Genomic DNA, 17,234 nt, shown 5'->3' with positions numbered 1-17,234 from the left:
CAAGGAAGGAGCTTCTTATGACGAACCAAGCATTATTCGCTATTGGTATCTTTTTAGTTACCTATGCATTTATTATTAGCGAAAAGTTACATCGTACCATCGTCGCCATGTCTGGCGGAATTCTCATGGTCTTGTTCGGGATCGTTACACAGGAACAAGCGATTCACCATATCGACTTTAACACGCTCGGCCTACTTATTGGGATGATGATCTTGGTTGCCATTACGGCGCAAACCGGTGTATTCAAGTATGTGGCCATCCGTGCTGCAAAGGTCGCACAGGGCAAACCGATTCGTATCCTTGTCTACCTGAGCTTGATCACGGCCATTGCCTCCGCCTTTTTGGACAACGTTACTACTGTACTTCTCATCGTACCTGTGACGTTTAGCATCGCCCGCCAGCTCCAGCTTAATCCGATTCCTTTTTTAATCAGTGAAATTATCGCCTCCAATGCTGGAGGAACCGCTACGTTGATCGGTGACCCACCGAATATCATGATTGGCAGTTCTGTACCGGAGCTCGATTTTATGAAGTTTCTCGTGAATTTGAGCCCAATTATCGTCGTGATTCTGGCTGTTACTGTCGTTTGCCTGGTCCTGATATACCGTAAGCAGTTAGTAACATCACCTGAGCTGAGTGCAAAAATCATGCAGTTAAATGAGCGCGATGAAATTACCGACAGCCGTTTATTGAAAAAGTCATTGACGGTGATGGGGTTGACCATCATTGGTTTCATGCTCCATGGGGCCCTTCATTTGGAATCGGCAACAATCGCTTTAACTGGAGCTTTTCTTTTGCTCCTCCTTACTGGAGAGCATTATTTAGAAGACGCGATCAGCAAAGTCGAGTGGAATACGATTTTCTTCTTCATCGGCCTGTTTGTTCTCGTCTCTGGTTTAGTGGAAACTGGCGTGATCAAACAGCTCGCAACGGAAGCGATTAATCTGACCGGTGGAGATTCATTGAAGACCTCCCTGTTGATCCTCTGGTTGAGCGCAATCGCCTCTGCCTTTGTTGACAATATCCCGTTCGTTGCCACCATGATTCCCATGATCAAGGAAATGGGAGCACTCGGGATCACCAATTTGGAGCCGCTTTGGTGGAGCCTTGCACTCGGGGCGTGTTTAGGAGGAAACGGTACCTTGATTGGAGCGAGTGCCAACGTGATTGTTGCTGGCTTGGCCTCAAAGGAAGGATATCATATCGGCTTTTTCAGCTTTATGAAAATCGCCTTCCCGTTGATGATCCTGTCTATCTTGATTGCTCATGTCTACGTTTATCTACGCTATTTTATTTGGTGAGGAGGAATCGCTCTTGTTTCATTACACCTATAATCAAGAGGAAATTGAGATCAACGAACATATTTCACAGCAAGATGCTACCTACCACATCGTCGTAAAATCTGAATCCATGCGAGCTCGTGTCAAAGAAGTTCGTCGTTATTTTGAAGGGAACAAAGACTATACGGATGTCCTGTTTTTTTCACGAGAGGATGGGTCTTTCGAAGTAATCGTCCGGCACAATATGATTGAATCCTTTTTGATTCACGCCTTTCGCTTCAAATGCTTGAAATCGATTTGTTGGGAATAAAAAAACTCCGCCGTGCGTAGGAACGGCGGAGTTTTTTTGTCTATAGAATGGAAAGGATATCGCGAACATCATCGAGAATAAAATCTGCTTTTTCCTCTTCAAACTTGCTGCGTGCGTCTTGACCAGACAGTCCAGTCAATGTCGCTGCAAACTTGCAACCGATTGAGCGAGCCGCCAGAAAGTCTGCGAGTGAATCGCCGACGATCAGCACCTCTTCTCCATTTTCGATTGGCAATGAAAAATGGACTGCATCGCTAATCGGCGCATCGAGTCCGAGCAACCCTTTTACATAGGAGTAAGGGTGTGGTTTGGACATCGGCGCAAAGCTAGGAAATGCTTCTTCCGCATCGAGTACGTGAGAGGCAGTTACGACACGGTTCGGGTCGAACCATTCCAGTATATTCATCTCACTGAGGGGAACATGCGTCTCGATCGTAGGGCGCCCTGTTCCAATCCCCAGTGTGTATCCTTTTTCTTTTAACGTGCGGAACAACTCGACCATTTCCGCAGGTGGTACAATTGGAATCTCGTCTGACAAGAAGCCCTTCTTGCCTGGCTGCATGGTTTCACGGCCAATCGATGCCGCCACGCGCTCATCACCGAGATACCATTCTTGAAACGTCTTTTGAATCAACTGCCATAGATCACTATTGCGAGAGAACATTTCTGTTGAAATACCGCAACGTTCTTTTGCAATCTGATTCAAGTAGAGAAGCATTTCTGCTTTTTGTGCAGAACCTTTGGCAAAATCAGCGGTGAACGCTGCGTAGTCTACTTGGAAATCAGGAGCATAAGTGGCAGCCCACTCTTTCACTTTTGCCAGTTGCGGTCGATCAATTTGTTCGACAAGAAGGCTTGTTGCTTCTGGAACTTGCGTTTTAACCGCTTCAATCAAACGAATCAACTGATAGGAAAACGCGAGGAAAACCATGTCCCAGTTGGAGTTGATTCCACGTGACTTGATAAAGTTTAGCACTTCATCATGAGCGAAAACTTGTTCGCGCACTCGTCTGATTTGTTCTTCTTCTGGAGAATGTGTGAATTCCTCGCCTGCAAGCCCTACATACTGCGGACTGTACAAAAATTCCCACACTGTCAATGCAGAAGCATCAAAGTAACGCTCTTCACTCAACATAACCCCGTCAACATCAAATAAGATCGTTTTGATCATTTTCTCTCTACACTCCTACTTGTTTTTATGCAGCATCAAGGCGATTGTAAAAGTTGTTCCCTCACCCAGTTTACTTTGCACACTGATGGTGCCCCCGTGTGCCTCGACAAGGTTTTTCGCGATGGCTAGTCCAAGACCAGTTCCGCCTAGTCGTCCACGTGTGCGAGCCTTGTCAGCTTTATAGAATCGCTCAAAAACAAACGGCAAATCTTCTTGCGGAATGCCACTGCCTGTATCGCTTATCTCAACCAGCAACGTTTTATCCCCGCGAGCCCGAATGGTGACGCTTCCCCCACTTGGCGTATGTCGCAGCGCATTATCGATCAAGTTCGTTAGCACTTGTTCCATGCGATCAGGATCAATGAGCACGTGGGTATGCGTCGTCGATATTTCAAGGAAGAGATGGATTTCACGTTCCCTAGCCAAATTCGTGAATTTGCGTTGAATGCGCTCCAAATACGGACGCAGTTCCAGCGTTTCCTGGAACAATTCCACATGCCCCGCTTCCATCCGCGCCAGATTGAGCAATTCATTCACCAGCTTGGTCATACGCGCTGACTCGTCATAGATGATCTGCGCCAATTCTTTATGCTCTTCCGGTGTAGCCACAATATCATCCACAATCGCTTCACTGTACCCTTGCAACATGGATAAAGGTGTTCGCAGCTCATGGGATACGTTCGCCACGAAATCATTGCGCATCTTATCCAGCTTACGCTCCTGCGTGATGTCCCGAAGAACTGCGACAGCACCTCGGATTTGATCCCGATCGTTCAAAGGTACCATGACAACGGACCATATCCGCCCTTGAACAGGGATATCCTCTGTCACTTCCTGTCCGGTTTGCAAAACCTCCTGATAGAACGAGAACAGCGGCACAGGCTCATCCGAATGCTCGAAATCCCAATCCCGCAAGAAACGTTCTGCTGGCGGATTCGTCACGGCCAGCTTGCCGTTCGCATCTATCATCACAACACCATCTACCATGCTTCGAAGAACGCTAGCCAGCTGCTCCTTCTCTTTGGACAGTGCATCGACTAACTGATTGAGCTTGCTTGCCATCGTGTTAAACGAAGCCGCCAGTTCACCAGTCTCGTCTTGGGTCCTGATCGGGATTTCAGCATGAAAGTCCCCTTCCGCAATGCGATGCGCCGTTTCTTTCATCTGACGCAATGGAATCGTAAGACGCGATGAGAGGAAAAAGGCGAATACAGTGGTAGAGACAAATCCGATGACGCCAACCACAAAGATTAAAAATCTGACTTCACTAACCGTATCATCAAAATCTTCAATCGCCTGATACATGACCACTGCTCCCGTTTTCCCTGCTGCCATTTCTAAAGGAACAGCGACCGCGAGAAGCTCATGCTTGTTATTTGTATGATCGGCGGAATTATTCACATCAATATATATCGTTTTGGGTGCAGGATGCTTGCCTGCCAGCGCATCAGGCAAACTCAATGCAGGATTTTGGAGCAATTGCTCTACTGGAATACGAGGGAGCCCAGCCCCCTCGCTCATACCAACTTGCTTGCCTTTTTCGTCGAGAATGACCATGCCCGTATGATGGACCAAACCAAACCTGGAAGCCATCTCCATAGCGGCTGTCATATCTGGACTCTGCGCCAAACCGACTGCGATACCGTCTGCCAGATCGTGCAAATTCTTGGACTGCCGATTGCTATAAAAGCTGTCAAAGGATTGAACGAGCAACAAACTGAAGATCGTCAAGACGAGAGCAAATAGGGCAATAATGGTCATCCATAGCTTTCCGACTACACTGCGAAAAATAACGTCCACTTTACTTAGGCACCTCTAGCTTGTATCCGACGCCCCAAACCGTAGCGATCATATTGGCTGCTTGTGGAGAAACACGGTTCAATTTTTCGCGAAGACGCTTGATATGCGTGTCCACCGTACGCAAATCGCCAAAGAACTCGTAGTGCCACACATCTTTCAACAGCTCTTCACGCGTAAACACTTTATCCGGCGACAACGCCAAGTAGTGCAAAAGCTCATACTCTTTTGGAGTCAGGCTCACCTCTTGGCCGCTTGCGATGACTTTGTGTGCATCGTGGTCAATGGTCAGTTCCGGGAAAACAAGGACAGAATGGCTGTTGAATGTCTCAGTCTTCAAATAAGCTGTTGCGGAAGATCGACGAAGAATCGCTTTTACCCGGTACATGACTTCACGCGGGCTGAACGGTTTCACAACATAATCGTCTACCCCAGCCTCAAACCCGTGAACGCGGTTCGTTTCTTCCCCTTTTGCCGTCAGCATAATAATAGGGGTTGCCTTGAATTCTCGAACACGCTGGCATACCTCGATGCCGTCCATTCCTGGCAGCATCAAGTCGAGCAAAATGATATCATAGTCACTTCCCACAGCCATTTCGACTGCTTGCTCTCCATTATCTGCTTCATCAATCAGGAAGTTTTCTCTTTCCAAGTACATTTTCAGTAGTCTGCGAATGCGCTCTTCATCATCCACTACGAGAATACGTGCCATTTTTTCCATCTGGAACACCTCTTGCTCTCATAATATCGTAAAGCCGTTAGAAGATAGTCCAAAAAGCTGGTGGTAAAACCAGCTTTTCGAGGAATTTCTACACCCCAGCGTAAGAGTGCAAACCAGCAATGACCAAATTGACCACGACCAGTGTAATCAAAATAATGACAAACCCGATGACGGACATCCAAGCTGATTTTGCACCGATCCATCCTCTGGATAGACGCAAGTGCAAGTAGGCACTGTAGAAGAGCCAGACAACTAATGCCCATACTTCCTTCGGGTCCCATCCCCAGAATCGTCCCCATGCCTCTTCTGCCCAAATCATCGCAAAGATAAGGGCCCCGAGAGTAAACACCGGATATCCGATACTGATTGCTCGGTAACTGATCTCGTCCAGAAGATCAGGATCGACGCTCTCAACCGAAGGCTTGATAGCAGCCCCTAATCGTTTTCGGAAAATCAAACGCATTCCGCCATACAGAATTGCCCCTGTAAGGACTGACCACAGCATCGTGTTCAATTTGCGTGCAGCGTCTTTTCCTTCCATCCAGGTAGGTGCCTCAAAGAGTGGAGACATTGGCCCTTCCTTGATGATGGTTGAATCAGCAGGTGCAACAATTGCAGGCAGGATGTACTCCACTTTCGGTTTTACCTTTTGTCCCACTGCATTCATTTCTTCTTTCTTCATTTCAAATACCGTCTTTTGATCCATACGAGCAAAGGTAGAATCCATCAAAATGAATCCAACGAGCATCAGGACCACAGCCAGCACGATCTCCAGCCATTTCGTGCTTTTCGTGGAAATATGCTGTGGAACGGTACGGATCAAATACATGAGACCCGCTGCAAAACCAACCGCCAAAATACCTTCACCCAGGGCAGCTGTTGTCACGTGAATGTGCAGCCAGTAGCTCTGCAAAGACGGAATCAGTGGGGTGATTTCCTTCGGGAACACGTACGAATACGCGAGCATGATAACCCCAAGCGGAAGGACAAACGCTCCAATAGAGGTCAGCTTGTAGATCCGGTAAATAATTAAGTAGGCCAGGATAATGCAGTAATCCAAGAATGCCATAAACTCAAACATGTTACTCGTCGGGCTATGGCCGCCGGCAATCCAGCGAGCAACTACGTACCCTGTTTGCGCCACAAAACCGATAACGGCTAACCAATACGCAATCCGTCCATAGCGCCCTTCATGTTGTTTGGGATCACGCCCAGCCCAGTTTTTACCCGTCACGGCTACAGCGAACACGATAGACGAGATCACGTAGAGCAGAAAAGCGATATCCAATAACCAGTCACTCAGTTGAATGAGCTGCACGTTGTTAGTACCCCCTTTGAAGCTTTAGGCCTTGGCCTTCGTTTTATCTTCTATCGTGACAGGGAGCTCAGCTTGTTTAACCAGCCCATCTACTTCTCTGCGAAGACCGAACCAGTTTTTATTCGTATGAGCCGCTACCAAGATACTTCCCTCTTGCGTCTGTACCCAAACCCGACGATGTTGCCAGAACACACCGATTGCAACGCCCGCAAGGAAAATGAATGAACCGAAATAAATCAGTGGCAACGCTTTGTCCACCCGTACATTCAGCCCTGCAATATCGATTAAATCAGGCATTTTGATGTCGAGTCCGTAACGAGGATCCTTTTTCTGTGTAAGAATGGTTCCTTCTAGATAAACCAATTTTTCGTTGTAGTTGCCATTCTCTCCAATGAGTTCCAATGCAACCATCGGATTTTTTGGCAAATTGGTTTTCGTCGCAGGCTTCCCGTCTTTTCCCATTATAAAATCGGGGAAGTAATCCAAAATTCGTACCGTGAACCCATCCGCAATGGTTTGCTCGGGCTGCGGATTGTACAGATCAATTTTGATAAGGCCGATCTCTTTTTTATTGTTTTTCAAATCGACCACTGTAAAATTGAGGGCTCCAAGCTGCATCTCTTGCACGCCGCTCTGATAAATGTAGACGCTGTCCTGCACCATCGGGTGATTCACGACGATCGGCCCCTTCTGCACTTCTACCAAATCCGGCTTTTTCCCTGGAACGCCAGCGCTTTTATTTTCATATAAAATGGCATCTGTCTGGTAGCTCTTTACGATGGCTCCGCCCTTAAGCTCCAGTTGCTCCGGCATTTCATCTTCCGACCAATACTCTGTCGTGTAGTTCTCGTTTTTTATGTAGTAAGGGGTATTCGGAATCGCCATTGTTTGGCCCTCACGCACCCAGACGTACTCGTCTAAGTAAAAGCCAGGCAGGCTTCGCATTAGGGTACCGACCAAAAATAATATCAATCCAATGTGATTAATGTAAGGACCCCAACGGCTAAAACGGCCTTTTTCAGCCATAATCGCTCGTTCCGTGCGGAAAATGCGGTATCCTTTTTCTTTCAATGCCAGAGCGGAGGCGTCCAGTATCGCTTCCTGATCGGCTTCTGGAGCAAGCTCACCCTCTGCAAACAGCTTTTGCCCTTTCAAAAAGGACTTGTGCTGGTTCAATCTCGGCTTCTTTAACGCTTTATACAGCGGTACTACGCGGTCCAGACTACAGATAACCAAAGATGTACCGAGCATAACTAGGAGCGTCACAAACCACCAAGACGAGTACATATTGTGAAATCCAAGGCCGTAAAAAATCGTTCCCAGCGTTCCATATGATTCCGTATAAAAACGGGCAACATCAGCTTCAGTCGGTACGGGTACTGGTATGTACATTTGCTGCGGAAAGATGGTTCCGACTGCGGACGCCACCAAAATGACAATAATGATACCGATTGCAATTTTGACCGAAGAAAAAAAGTTCCAGACTCGATCGATTACCTTCGTCTTATTCGTTTGAGAACGTCTTGCCATTCCTTCATAACGCATGTCAGGAAACGATGTCTGCTCGTGGACTTCCACATTCAAAGGCTTCCCGCAAGACTCACAGAGCAGCGTCCCAACCGGGTTGGTATGACCGCATTCGCATTTTCGCTGATCCATCATTGCTCCTCACTTACGGCAAGATTTTTGTTATTTTTGACTCAATCATGGCTTCATCCAACTGCCCGATAAAAACTTCCTGCACTTCTCCATCTGGGTCGATGAAAAAGGTCGTCGGAATCGGACCGATTCGATACAGCTTTGTAATTTCCGATTGGCGATCGAGCAAAATAGGGAAGTCAATCCCGAACTGCTTTACGAATGGTTCTACGGCAACTGGCGATTCTCCTATATTGACGCCAATTACAACCAATCCCTTGTCTTTAAACTTCGTATATTGCTTTTGCAATGCCGGCATTTCTTTCTTACAGGGTTCACACCATGTGCCCCAGAAATTGAGAATAACACCTTTTCCTTTCAAACTTTCCAGAGTCAGCTCTGGTCCATTCAATTGTTCCAAACTAAAATTCGGAGCATCGCTTCCTACTTTCACAGCACCGGGGTCCTTCACAAAGCTGGAGTAGAGTGCAAAGACCAGCGCTACAAGCAAAACACCCAATACCGCGATCCTGACATATGTACGATTGCTTTTGTTCATGAGGCCTTACTCCCATCTACTGCTAATAAATTGCATCCTTTTCCCATTCTATTATAGCGTTCCTAGTTTTTCCGACAGCGTGCAACTTATGAACAGATTTTGAACGAATCAATGTTTCGACCGCGGGCTCCTTTTCTTTTGAACCAAGCCCCGCTTCAGGCTCTCCACTTCCTCATGAGTGAGCTTGCGAAATTCGCCCGGCTTCAGTCCATCTAATGTGAGAAACCCTAAACGGATTCGCTCTAATGTCAACACCGGATGGCCGATCGCCTCACACATTCTGCGCACTTGGCGGTTTCGTCCTTCATGGATGGTCAGTTCTACCAATGCCCTTTGGCTGCTAGACTCTGTCTTCAATAATTTGGACTGACCTGGCGAAGTCATGCCGTCTTCCAAACGAATGCCGGTTGCTAGCTTGCGCACTTTTTCCTGACTGGGGATACCCTTTACCCATGCCCGATACACTTTATCGATTTCATAGCTTGGATGTACCAGCCTGTTGGCGAGCTCCCCGTCGTTCGTCAAGAGCAGCAAGCCGGAAGTATCGTAATCCAAGCGACCTACTGGATATACCCGTTCTTTTATTCCCTTCAACAGATCGATCACTACCCGTCTGCCGCGCGGGTCTGTGACGCTCGTAATGACACCAGTAGGCTTGTACAGCAAGAGATAGACATGTTGCTCCAGCTTAACCTGTTGTCCATTCACCACAATTTTGTCCTTAAGCGGATCGACTTTTATTCCCTGCTCTCGTACGACTTGGCCATTTACCTGCACCTTGCCTTGCGCAATCAATTCTTCACAATGGCGACGAGAGGCGACTCCAGCATGCGCCAATACTTTCTGTAAACGTTCCATCGTTGGTTCACCTCTACAACATCATACCCATTCTTAGTAGTGTGGACAAGAAAAAGGGAAAAACTTCCCCATATCCATAAGGAAGTTTTCAATGCCTACTCTATTTGAGCTCTTTTAAGCGAAAATGTAGGAGACAATGAGGAGCGAGAATATGACACCTGCCAGGTCCGACCACAAGCCTACCTTTAGCGCATACGCGGAATTGCGAATCCCAACTGCGCCAAAATAAACGGTGAGGACATACAGTGTCGTATCTGTACTCCCTTGCATAGTTGCGGCCAGTCTGCCCAAAAAAGAATCGGGACCGTACTGTGCGATCAGATCTGTTGCAATCGCAAGCGAACCTGTTCCGGTCAATGGACGAAGCAACGCCAACGGGACCAGTTCTTCTGGAAAATGCAGCAGATCTAGAAGCGGTTTGAGCGCACGGAGCAATAGATCCAATGCTCCTGACTCCCGAAACATACTTACCGCGACCATCATGGCGATCAGGTGTGGGAGTATGCGAATCGTTGTGGTTAAGCCGCCTTTTGCTCCATCTACGAATGTCTCGTAGACAGGGACTTGTTTCCGCCACCCATACAACAAGACAAAGGCAATCGTCACGGGGATGGCCCAAAGAGAGAGCAGGGATACCCATTGGTACATAAGGACTCCCCCTATCTGTGTTTTCGTCGTATATGCCGATAGCGATACATGCGATCAATCAACAGGGCAACAATGGTGGCAGCAAAGGAAGATAGCAGCGTAGTACCTACGATTTCTACAGGATTCACGGAGCCGTACTGCATGCGGATCGCGATCATCGTTGTAGGAATAATCGTAATACTCGCCGTATTGATCGCCAGCAGCGTACACATGGCAGCCGAAGCGTTTTGCTTGTCTGGATTTAACTTTTGGAGTTCTTCCATGGCTTTTAGCCCCATTGGGGTTGCAGCATTACCAAGCCCGAGCAGGTTTGCGCTCATATTTGAAAGGATATAGCCCATAGCAGGATGCCCTTTTGGTACATCAGGAAAAAGGACTTGAATGATCGGGGACAATGCCCGCGCCAATAGCTCAAGGAGTCCTGACTTTTCTGCAATCCGCATCATTCCCATCCAAAAGGCGAGAACACTGAGAAGTCCGAGACAAACCGTTACTCCCGTCTTGGCTCCCTCAAACGCAGCTGCGTTGATCGCTTCCATCCGCCCCGTCACGGCCGCAACCACAATGCTTATGACAATGAGCCCGAGCCAGATGACATTAAGCACTCCACAGCCCCCCTGACACTATTCCCCAAAACTGCTGCCACATTGATCGTGAAGCTTGCGGAGCCGCTAAAGTCGGCGCATCCACACTAACTAGCAACGGTACCTGCCCTATCATTTTTTCCTTTAAATAGAGTTGAAGAAACCCTGCCAGCTGACCATTCATTTTCGATGTAACGGTTGATTCTCCCATAACGACACGCTTGTGAATCGCCTCTGTCTCTGTCGTTTGCAGTGGATACTGAAAATCGTTTGTTGTGACAAGATGAGTTCCTGCTTCAAGGGTGACTGGCGTGTCAGGCTTTACCTCCTGCCCTTTCTTGACCAGCTCTTGCAGCGGATAATTTGCAAAGCCCCAGTCCATCAGCTTGGCGGAGTCGTTCCAGTCATCAGAAGCATTCAGTGTAATCGTCGCCAACTGCCTTCCGTCCCGTGTGGCGGAAGAAGCCAGGCAGCGCTTGGCGAGTTTGGTGTATCCCGTTTTCACACCATCAGCGCCGTTATAAAGATGAAGCATCTTGTTTTTGTTCAGTAGGCGCCGGTCCCACTGCTCGCCTTCCCATGAGATATCCTTGACTTTCGTTGAGACGATTTGACGAAACACCGGATTATGTAAGGCGTAGGCGGACAGCTTTGCCATATCTTCCGGCGTGGAGTAATGCTGGTTACTGTCATCTAAACCATGCGGATTGGTGAAATTCGTATGCTCCATTCCAATCATTGCAGCCTTTTCATTCATCAGGTAAGTGAATCCGGGCACTGACCCTCCGATGTGCGTTGCAATCGTGACGGCTGCGTCATTGCCAGATCGCAGCATCAAACCGTACAGCAGTTCCTCCAGCGTGAGCTTCTCTCCATTTTTCAAGTAGATCGATGAGCCTTCCACACCTACCGCTTGTGGCGGTACCGTTACCTGCGCATCCAATTTGCCCATCTCGATCGCTACGATTGCTGTCATCGTTTTGGTCAGACTCGCAATCCTCATTTTTTTCGTACCGTTTTTGGAATAAAGAATCCGTCCACTCTCGACATCGATTAATGCTGCACCTTCAGCTGACAAGCTGGGTGGAGCTGCAGCAGCTTTTACCACCGCTGCCGGCGTAAGAGCCATCTGTATAAAAAGAAAAACGACGAGTACGCCGGACAGATATTTTCGTATGTTCATAAACGTCCTCCCCATTTGAAAACTTGGGCTCAACCTTGCCTATAAGGCAAGAGAAAAGCCGTCGTTATCCCACGATACACAGGTTTGTACCATAGTATATGGGGACGAGTCGTATGATAGTACGAAAAACTGTCCGAGCTGTAACTAGTCGTTTGTCGCTTCTTCTGCTTTTCCGAATAGCGCTGATGCTTCTAGACGCGCTTCTTCAATATCAAGATTGACAGGCGGTTCTGGCAAATCCCCCAGTTCCCGTAAACCAAAATGCTCCAAAAATTCTTTGGTCGTCGCGTACAAAATCGGGCGTCCAATCCCCTCTGCTCTCCCCGCTTCACGAATGAGTTGTTTGGATAAGAGGGTGTTCAGTGCTTTTTCGCATTTAACGCCACGGATTTCTTCAATCTCCGAACGGGTCAGGGGCTGCTTGTACGCAACAATAGCGAGAGTCTCCAGTGCTGCTTGAGATAGCGTTGACTGACCTGGAGATGTTGCAAGCCGTTCAAAATAGGGCACATGCTCGGGCAGAGTGGTCAGCTGATACGCTTTTGCCACTTCCACGATTTGAATACCGCGTCCTGCCCGGCGGAAGTCAGCTTTCATGTCTTCGATCAAATCGATGACTTCTTCTTCCGACACCTCAGTGATTTCACTGATTTCTTTGGCATCGATTCCTTCATCACCCGAGATGAACAGCAAGCCCTCGATTACGCCTTTCAGCTTGTCATAGTCCATCGGTATGGGCTCCTTCCGTTCCGTTTTCACATATGATGATGTCTTGAAACAATTGATTTTGTACACACGTAATGTGCTTAGCCTTCATGAGCTCAAGCAAGGCGAGAAAGGTCGTCACAATCTCTGTACGCGTCGCCCCTTGCGTAAACAACTCAGAAAAGCGAACCATCCCACCGCTGCGTACCGCTTGGCGTATCTCCGTCATCCGATCCTTGATGGAGATTTCGTCGCGCGATACCTTGGTCATCGGTTCTTTTTCTTTCGTTTTCTTTACCAGCTTTTCCAGCGCGTTGATCAAATCGTATAGGGTCACATTCGTTACGGTATGATCCTCTTCACGCACATAAGGAGACAAATTCTCTGCGGGACGCGTAAAGACTTGATTACGACCGATCTCCATTTCTCGCAGGTTCTCGGCAAGCATCTTATAGCGCTTGTACTCCAACAGACGAGCAACCAGTTCTTCACGCGGGTCTATCTCGTCTACATCCATATCGAGGAACTGCTGAAAGACATGCTCCTCCTTCTTCGGTAACAGCATCTTGCTTTTAATAGAGAGGAGCGTAGCCGCCATGACTACGAACTCACTGGCCACATCCAGTTGGAGCTCTTGCATCTTGTCAATCGTCGCGAGGTATTGCTCCGTAATTTCCGCTATCGGTATGTCGTAGATGTCCACCTCAGCCTTGTCGATCAGATGGAGCAACAGATCGAGTGGTCCCTCAAAGGAATCAAGTTTGATGCTGTAAGCCAAAAGTCGTCCCTCGTTTCCGTTAGATGAACACGCTTAAGATGTTCACTGCAATCTGTTGAATCCAGGTGCTAACAATAGCAAGCGGAATCCCAAAAATAGTAGAGCTGACACCTGGAATGAAAATCAGCAAGAGCAAGATCCACGGTCCGTATACCTCATAATTATAGTACTTCGAATCCCAACTGCGCGGAGACAAGAAGCGTAATATTTTGTATCCATCCAATGGTGGGATTGGCAAAAGGTTAAAGACGAAGAGTGCAGCATTGATAATGATACTAAATTCAAGCGTTACCTCAATGGCAAAGGCTGCTTTTTCATTCATTCCTACCATCATTCCGGAATAGCGTACAAGAATGTACACGATGCAGAATAAGATCGATAGTATCAGGTTGATAATCGGCCCTGCCACCGAAACGTAAACGATACCTAAACGCTTGTTCCCGCGAAAATGAAGAGGATTGATCGGCACCGGTTTCGCCCAACCAAATGGACCAAACAGAATGAGAATCAAACCAAACGGATCAATATGCGGGATTGGATTTAATGTTAATCGCCCCTCTGATTTCGCCGTATTGTCACCCAGCTTCCAAGCGACAAAGGCATGCGCCCATTCATGCAAAGTGAAAGCGATAACGAACGCAATTAAGCGAAACGGTACCGTTTTCCAATCAAAATGAAAAAGATCCATTGCTTCCTCCAATCATGCGCGTTCAAAAAGTCATCTTTTTGAACAACCCCTGATAAAAATCGTCTATCTTCTAGCATACCAGCAGATAGATAGGCTTACAACCCCATTCCAGCTTGACCCAGCATGCATCCTGACGTAAAAACACCGACAAGGATTCCCTCATCGGTGTTCAGTCAACTTCTATTATCCTACTTTTACTGTACCCATTTTATCGCCTTGTTTGATTGCATCCACGTGTTCCATACCGGAAGTAACGCGACCAAATACTGTATGTACGCCATCGAGGTGAGGGAAAGCATCATACAAGATGAAAAATTGGCTTCCGCCTGTGTCTTTTCCTGCGTGTGCCATGGACAGATAACCGCGCAGATGCTTGTGTGGGTTTCCTTTTGTTTCACATTTGATGGTGTAACCAGGGCCGCCTGTACCTGTTCCGTAAGGGCAACCGCCTTGTGCTACGAAGCCAGGGATAACGCGGTGGAAGGACAGACCGTTGTAAAAGCCTTCATTAGCCAATTTCTCAAAGTTTGCAACTGTGCCCGGAGCTTCTTGATCGAACAGCTCCAGCTCGATTTGATTACCATTTTCCATGGTGATGAGCGCCTTTTTCATATGTTGACCTCCATACCTTGTAAAGTTAACGTACCCATTCTACCATGGAGAACGATTGACGTCCAATTATCCCTCGATGCGGATCTGCTCTTCGCCAGGCAACTCACAGTCGGTAATAAAAACCGTCCCGGCCTTCGCCTTTGCCACCATTTTCACGTACGCAGCCTTTTCTGCAACTTGTTCCGCACTGGTGTACTTCCCTGCATATAAGACGACACCTGCCATCGACATCGAGAGCTCCTGACCGTCACCCATTCTCCGCTTTTCATAAATGTCCGAAAAATACGGCGTAAACGCATCCATGATAAACAATACAACATCATTCGCGCACTGCGCCGTCGTAATCAGGATAAAATCATCTCCGCCAATATGACCGATGAAGTCAGACCCGCTTCCGTACCATTTTGAGGCTTCGCGCAACAAGTTCGCGGTTCGAACAATGATCTGATCACCTACTTCAAAACCGTAGCGGTCGTTAAACCATTTGAAACGATCGAGATCACAGTAGATGACCACCTGATGGTCAATCCGTTTCAGCCGTTGATTCAATTCTCTTTCAATCTGCACATTCCCCGGCAATCCTGTCAGCGGATTGGCAGAGCTAGCCATCTCAAGTTTGATGGAAGCCATTTTGTCCAACAGCTTCTGCACGGTAACGATACCGATGTACTCGCCATTCTCATCAATAATAATGACGACATCATACAAATGATAAGCATCCCTGGCCATTGCGCGCTTCGCTACCTCATCTAACTTGTCGTCTTTGGTAGCTTTGAGCGGGTTGGTATTCATGATTTGAGAAACGGGCCTTTCATAATAGAGCGCGATCCCATATTGACCACCGAGAATTTGATACAGAGAAAACCGCATGACAAGTCCAACCGGTATGCCGTTCTCCAGCACAACCACGCTTTCAATCCGCTGATTTTGTTCGAAAATCTCATGGATGCGTCTTACTTTCACATGCTTTTCAACACTGATTGTCTTCGCCAAGATTTCCGTCATAGCCGGAGTAGGCAGTATTGGCGCTGCTTCTTGCTCAATCCGCTTTTCCATCGTAAATCTTAGAAAATTCATCGCCTTTCCACATAGCTGCGCCATCCCTTTATCCGGCTTGCCTAAATAGTAACCCTGTCCATAGATGACACCGACGTCCATGAGCGTTTCCAGCTCACGCTCTGTCTCGATCCCTTCTGCTATGATTTTGCAGTTCACTTTGTCAGCAAAGGATACAAACGTCTCCAACAACGCCTGCTTAATCGGATCGATATCGATATTGCGGATCAATGACATGTCGAGCTTAATAAAGTCTGGGTAGATTTCTGTAATCGATTCCAAGCTGGAGTACCCTGCTCCCGCATCATCTACGGCAATCATATAGCCTTGCTTGCGGTATTCTTCGATAATTTTTCGAAAGGCAGCGTAATTCGTAATCGCGTGGCGCTCTGTAATTTCAAAAACAATATTTTGTGGCGTCAGCTCATACTCTGCCAAAAGCATCTGCACTTTGCCGCGCAATAGAAACGGATCGTCAATCGCTCGTGGGTCCAAATTGATGAATAGTTTTTCATGAGGCTTCAGGTAGCGTATATGCTCCAATGCCCGCTTGCGACATATATGCTCCAATCGAAACACAGTATCCGTCTCTTGTGCATAATTGAACAAGGCGGCGGGAGTTGCAAAGAGACTGTTGACCGGGCCTCGCGCCAGTGCCTCCCATCCCAAAGCCTCGCCATTTGGCAAATGAATGATCGGCATGAAGTGCATCTGAACGTTTTCTTCTTCAAGTAGCTTATGAAATTGTCTGATGTGGGAATATTTTTCGGAGGTAATCCCATACTTGGCCATGTGTACAGCATGCTTGACAGAGGTATACAGCTCTTTCACGATATCGTCTCCGATTATTTCCGCATAGCCGATATGGACACGAAGCTCCTCGCGATTGACGAAGCTCACTTGTCGATTTAACTGTCGTTCAGCCAACTCCTGAAAATGAATCGATAGCATTTGACAGTCTTCTTCACTCATCATTTTCGAAAAGGAAGTGTAGATCGCAAAATCGTCTCCCCACAGCTTTTGAATCGCGATGATTCTCCCTTTGATTTCAAAGGCTTGACGAGCTACTGCTGGCAAAATGCTTTCAAAAATATGAAGAACTCTCTTGGCACTCGTATCACCATAACGATGCTCTACCTCTGTCAGCTTGACGATATCTATATAAAACATGACGACTTTCTTCTCTCTCTCCACTTCTTGCCGAATCATCGCCTTCATCCATTGGCGTTTGTCCAATGAAATATAGGGTATTCGTCGAAACCGCTTCATAAGAGTCGACAACATGATGAATCGCTCCCCCTCACCCTCTTATTATGCCGAGAAAACAT

The 17,234-nt window shown here is 47.4% G+C and carries 17 protein-coding genes; 2 read left to right on the top strand and 15 right to left on the bottom strand.

All coding sequences use genetic code 11. From position 1 onward, the window contains the following. Positions 1-17: 17 nt before the first annotated feature. Entirely contained in the window at positions 18-1,301 is a 1,284-nt protein-coding gene (locus tag C7R91_RS14205; RefSeq protein ID WP_047068934.1) for an ArsB/NhaD family transporter, read from the top strand. A 13-nt stretch (positions 1,302-1,314) separates the two neighbouring features. Further along, entirely contained in the window at positions 1,315-1,590 is a 276-nt protein-coding gene (locus C7R91_RS14200) for a hypothetical protein (RefSeq protein ID WP_236697827.1), read from the top strand. A gap of 40 nt (positions 1,591-1,630) precedes the next feature. On the opposite strand, the gene C7R91_RS14195 is transcribed toward C7R91_RS14200, so the two are convergent. The 15 genes from C7R91_RS14195 to C7R91_RS14125 all read right to left on the bottom strand — a co-directional run bounded on the left by C7R91_RS14195 (position 1,631) and on the right by C7R91_RS14125 (position 17,190). After that, positions 1,631-2,761 carry an HAD family hydrolase gene (locus C7R91_RS14195; RefSeq protein WP_047068930.1) on the bottom strand — a complete coding sequence of 377 codons (1,131 nt, stop codon included), beginning with the start codon at positions 2,759-2,761 and terminating at the stop codon, positions 1,631-1,633. 15 nt (positions 2,762-2,776) lie between these two features. Continuing rightward, positions 2,777-4,561, bottom strand: a complete 1,785-nt coding sequence (locus C7R91_RS14190; RefSeq protein ID WP_047068928.1) for an ATP-binding protein — start codon at positions 4,559-4,561, stop codon at positions 2,777-2,779. Position 4,562: 1 nt separating this feature from the next. Further along, positions 4,563-5,279, bottom strand: a complete 717-nt coding sequence (locus C7R91_RS14185; RefSeq protein WP_012686105.1) for a response regulator transcription factor — start codon at positions 5,277-5,279, stop codon at positions 4,563-4,565. Between the two features lie 88 nt (positions 5,280-5,367). Then, a complete protein-coding gene (gene ccsB / locus C7R91_RS14180; protein WP_047068925.1) occupies positions 5,368-6,597 on the bottom strand; it encodes a c-type cytochrome biogenesis protein CcsB in 1,230 nt (409 codons plus the stop codon). A 24-nt stretch (positions 6,598-6,621) separates the two neighbouring features. Beyond that, entirely contained in the window at positions 6,622-8,256 is a 1,635-nt protein-coding gene (gene resB / locus C7R91_RS14175; protein WP_047068924.1) for a cytochrome c biogenesis protein ResB, read from the bottom strand. Positions 8,257-8,269: 13 nt separating this feature from the next. Beyond that, the gene (gene resA / locus C7R91_RS14170) at positions 8,270-8,794 is read right to left on the bottom strand and encodes a thiol-disulfide oxidoreductase ResA (protein WP_047068923.1); all 525 of its coding nucleotides are present in this window, start codon (positions 8,792-8,794) and stop codon (positions 8,270-8,272) included. A gap of 108 nt (positions 8,795-8,902) precedes the next feature. Next, a complete protein-coding gene (locus tag C7R91_RS14165; RefSeq protein ID WP_047068922.1) occupies positions 8,903-9,652 on the bottom strand; it encodes a pseudouridine synthase in 750 nt (249 codons plus the stop codon). A 114-nt stretch (positions 9,653-9,766) separates the two neighbouring features. Further along, complete coding sequence (locus C7R91_RS14160) at positions 9,767-10,300, bottom strand: spore maturation protein (RefSeq protein ID WP_007724050.1); 534 nt, start codon at positions 10,298-10,300, stop codon at positions 9,767-9,769. Positions 10,301-10,311: 11 nt separating this feature from the next. Next, complete coding sequence (locus tag C7R91_RS14155) at positions 10,312-10,905, bottom strand: nucleoside recognition domain-containing protein (RefSeq protein WP_047068921.1); 594 nt, start codon at positions 10,903-10,905, stop codon at positions 10,312-10,314. After that, complete coding sequence (locus C7R91_RS14150; protein WP_047068919.1) at positions 10,898-12,067, bottom strand: D-alanyl-D-alanine carboxypeptidase family protein; 1,170 nt, start codon at positions 12,065-12,067, stop codon at positions 10,898-10,900. Before C7R91_RS14150 ends, C7R91_RS14155 begins: the two co-directional genes overlap by 8 nt. A gap of 144 nt (positions 12,068-12,211) precedes the next feature. After that, positions 12,212-12,796, bottom strand: a complete 585-nt coding sequence (gene scpB, locus C7R91_RS14145) for an SMC-Scp complex subunit ScpB (protein ID WP_016739982.1) — start codon at positions 12,794-12,796, stop codon at positions 12,212-12,214. Further along, positions 12,786-13,550, bottom strand: a complete 765-nt coding sequence (locus C7R91_RS14140; protein WP_047068918.1) for a segregation/condensation protein A — start codon at positions 13,548-13,550, stop codon at positions 12,786-12,788. Before C7R91_RS14140 ends, scpB begins: the two co-directional genes overlap by 11 nt. A 19-nt stretch (positions 13,551-13,569) precedes the next feature. After that, a complete protein-coding gene (locus tag C7R91_RS14135) occupies positions 13,570-14,238 on the bottom strand; it encodes a site-2 protease family protein (RefSeq protein WP_047068917.1) in 669 nt (222 codons plus the stop codon). A gap of 183 nt (positions 14,239-14,421) precedes the next feature. After that, the gene (locus C7R91_RS14130; protein ID WP_047068916.1) at positions 14,422-14,850 is read right to left on the bottom strand and encodes a peptidylprolyl isomerase; all 429 of its coding nucleotides are present in this window, start codon (positions 14,848-14,850) and stop codon (positions 14,422-14,424) included. Between the two features lie 66 nt (positions 14,851-14,916). Next, positions 14,917-17,190: a GGDEF domain-containing protein gene (locus tag C7R91_RS14125; protein WP_047068914.1), complete on the bottom strand. Its 2,274-nt coding sequence runs from the start codon at positions 17,188-17,190 to the stop codon at positions 14,917-14,919. Positions 17,191-17,234: the final 44 nt, after the last annotated feature.

Source organism: Brevibacillus formosus (assembly GCF_003013405.1).
Classification (GTDB): Bacteria; Bacillota; Bacilli; order Brevibacillales; family Brevibacillaceae; genus Brevibacillus; species Brevibacillus formosus.
The sequence above is the reverse complement of the archived record's forward strand: the minus strand, read 5'-3'. Positions and strand labels throughout refer to the sequence as shown.

Bases quoted from the DNA above. Each gene is read 5' to 3' on its own strand.
- C7R91_RS14205 (WP_047068934.1), top strand. From the start codon at position 18: ATGACGAACCAAGCATTATTCGCTATTGGTATCTTTTTAGTTACCTAT.
- C7R91_RS14195 (WP_047068930.1), bottom strand. From the start codon at position 2,761: ATGATCAAAACGATCTTATTTGATGTTGACGGGGTTATGTTGAGTGAA.
- C7R91_RS14185 (WP_012686105.1), bottom strand. From the start codon at position 5,279: ATGGAAAAAATGGCACGTATTCTCGTAGTGGATGATGAAGAGCGCATT.
- resB (WP_047068924.1), bottom strand. From the start codon at position 8,256: ATGGATCAGCGAAAATGCGAATGCGGTCATACCAACCCGGTTGGGACG.
- resA (WP_047068923.1), bottom strand. From the start codon at position 8,794: ATGAACAAAAGCAATCGTACATATGTCAGGATCGCGGTATTGGGTGTT.
- C7R91_RS14165 (WP_047068922.1), bottom strand. From the start codon at position 9,652: ATGGAACGTTTACAGAAAGTATTGGCGCATGCTGGAGTCGCCTCTCGT.
- C7R91_RS14160 (WP_007724050.1), bottom strand. From the start codon at position 10,300: ATGTACCAATGGGTATCCCTGCTCTCTCTTTGGGCCATCCCCGTGACG.
- C7R91_RS14150 (WP_047068919.1), bottom strand. From the start codon at position 12,067: ATGAACATACGAAAATATCTGTCCGGCGTACTCGTCGTTTTTCTTTTT.
- scpB (WP_016739982.1), bottom strand. From the start codon at position 12,796: ATGGACTATGACAAGCTGAAAGGCGTAATCGAGGGCTTGCTGTTCATC.
- C7R91_RS14135 (WP_047068917.1), bottom strand. From the start codon at position 14,238: ATGGATCTTTTTCATTTTGATTGGAAAACGGTACCGTTTCGCTTAATT.
- C7R91_RS14130 (WP_047068916.1), bottom strand. From the start codon at position 14,850: ATGAAAAAGGCGCTCATCACCATGGAAAATGGTAATCAAATCGAGCTG.
- C7R91_RS14125 (WP_047068914.1), bottom strand. From the start codon at position 17,190: ATGTTGTCGACTCTTATGAAGCGGTTTCGACGAATACCCTATATTTCA.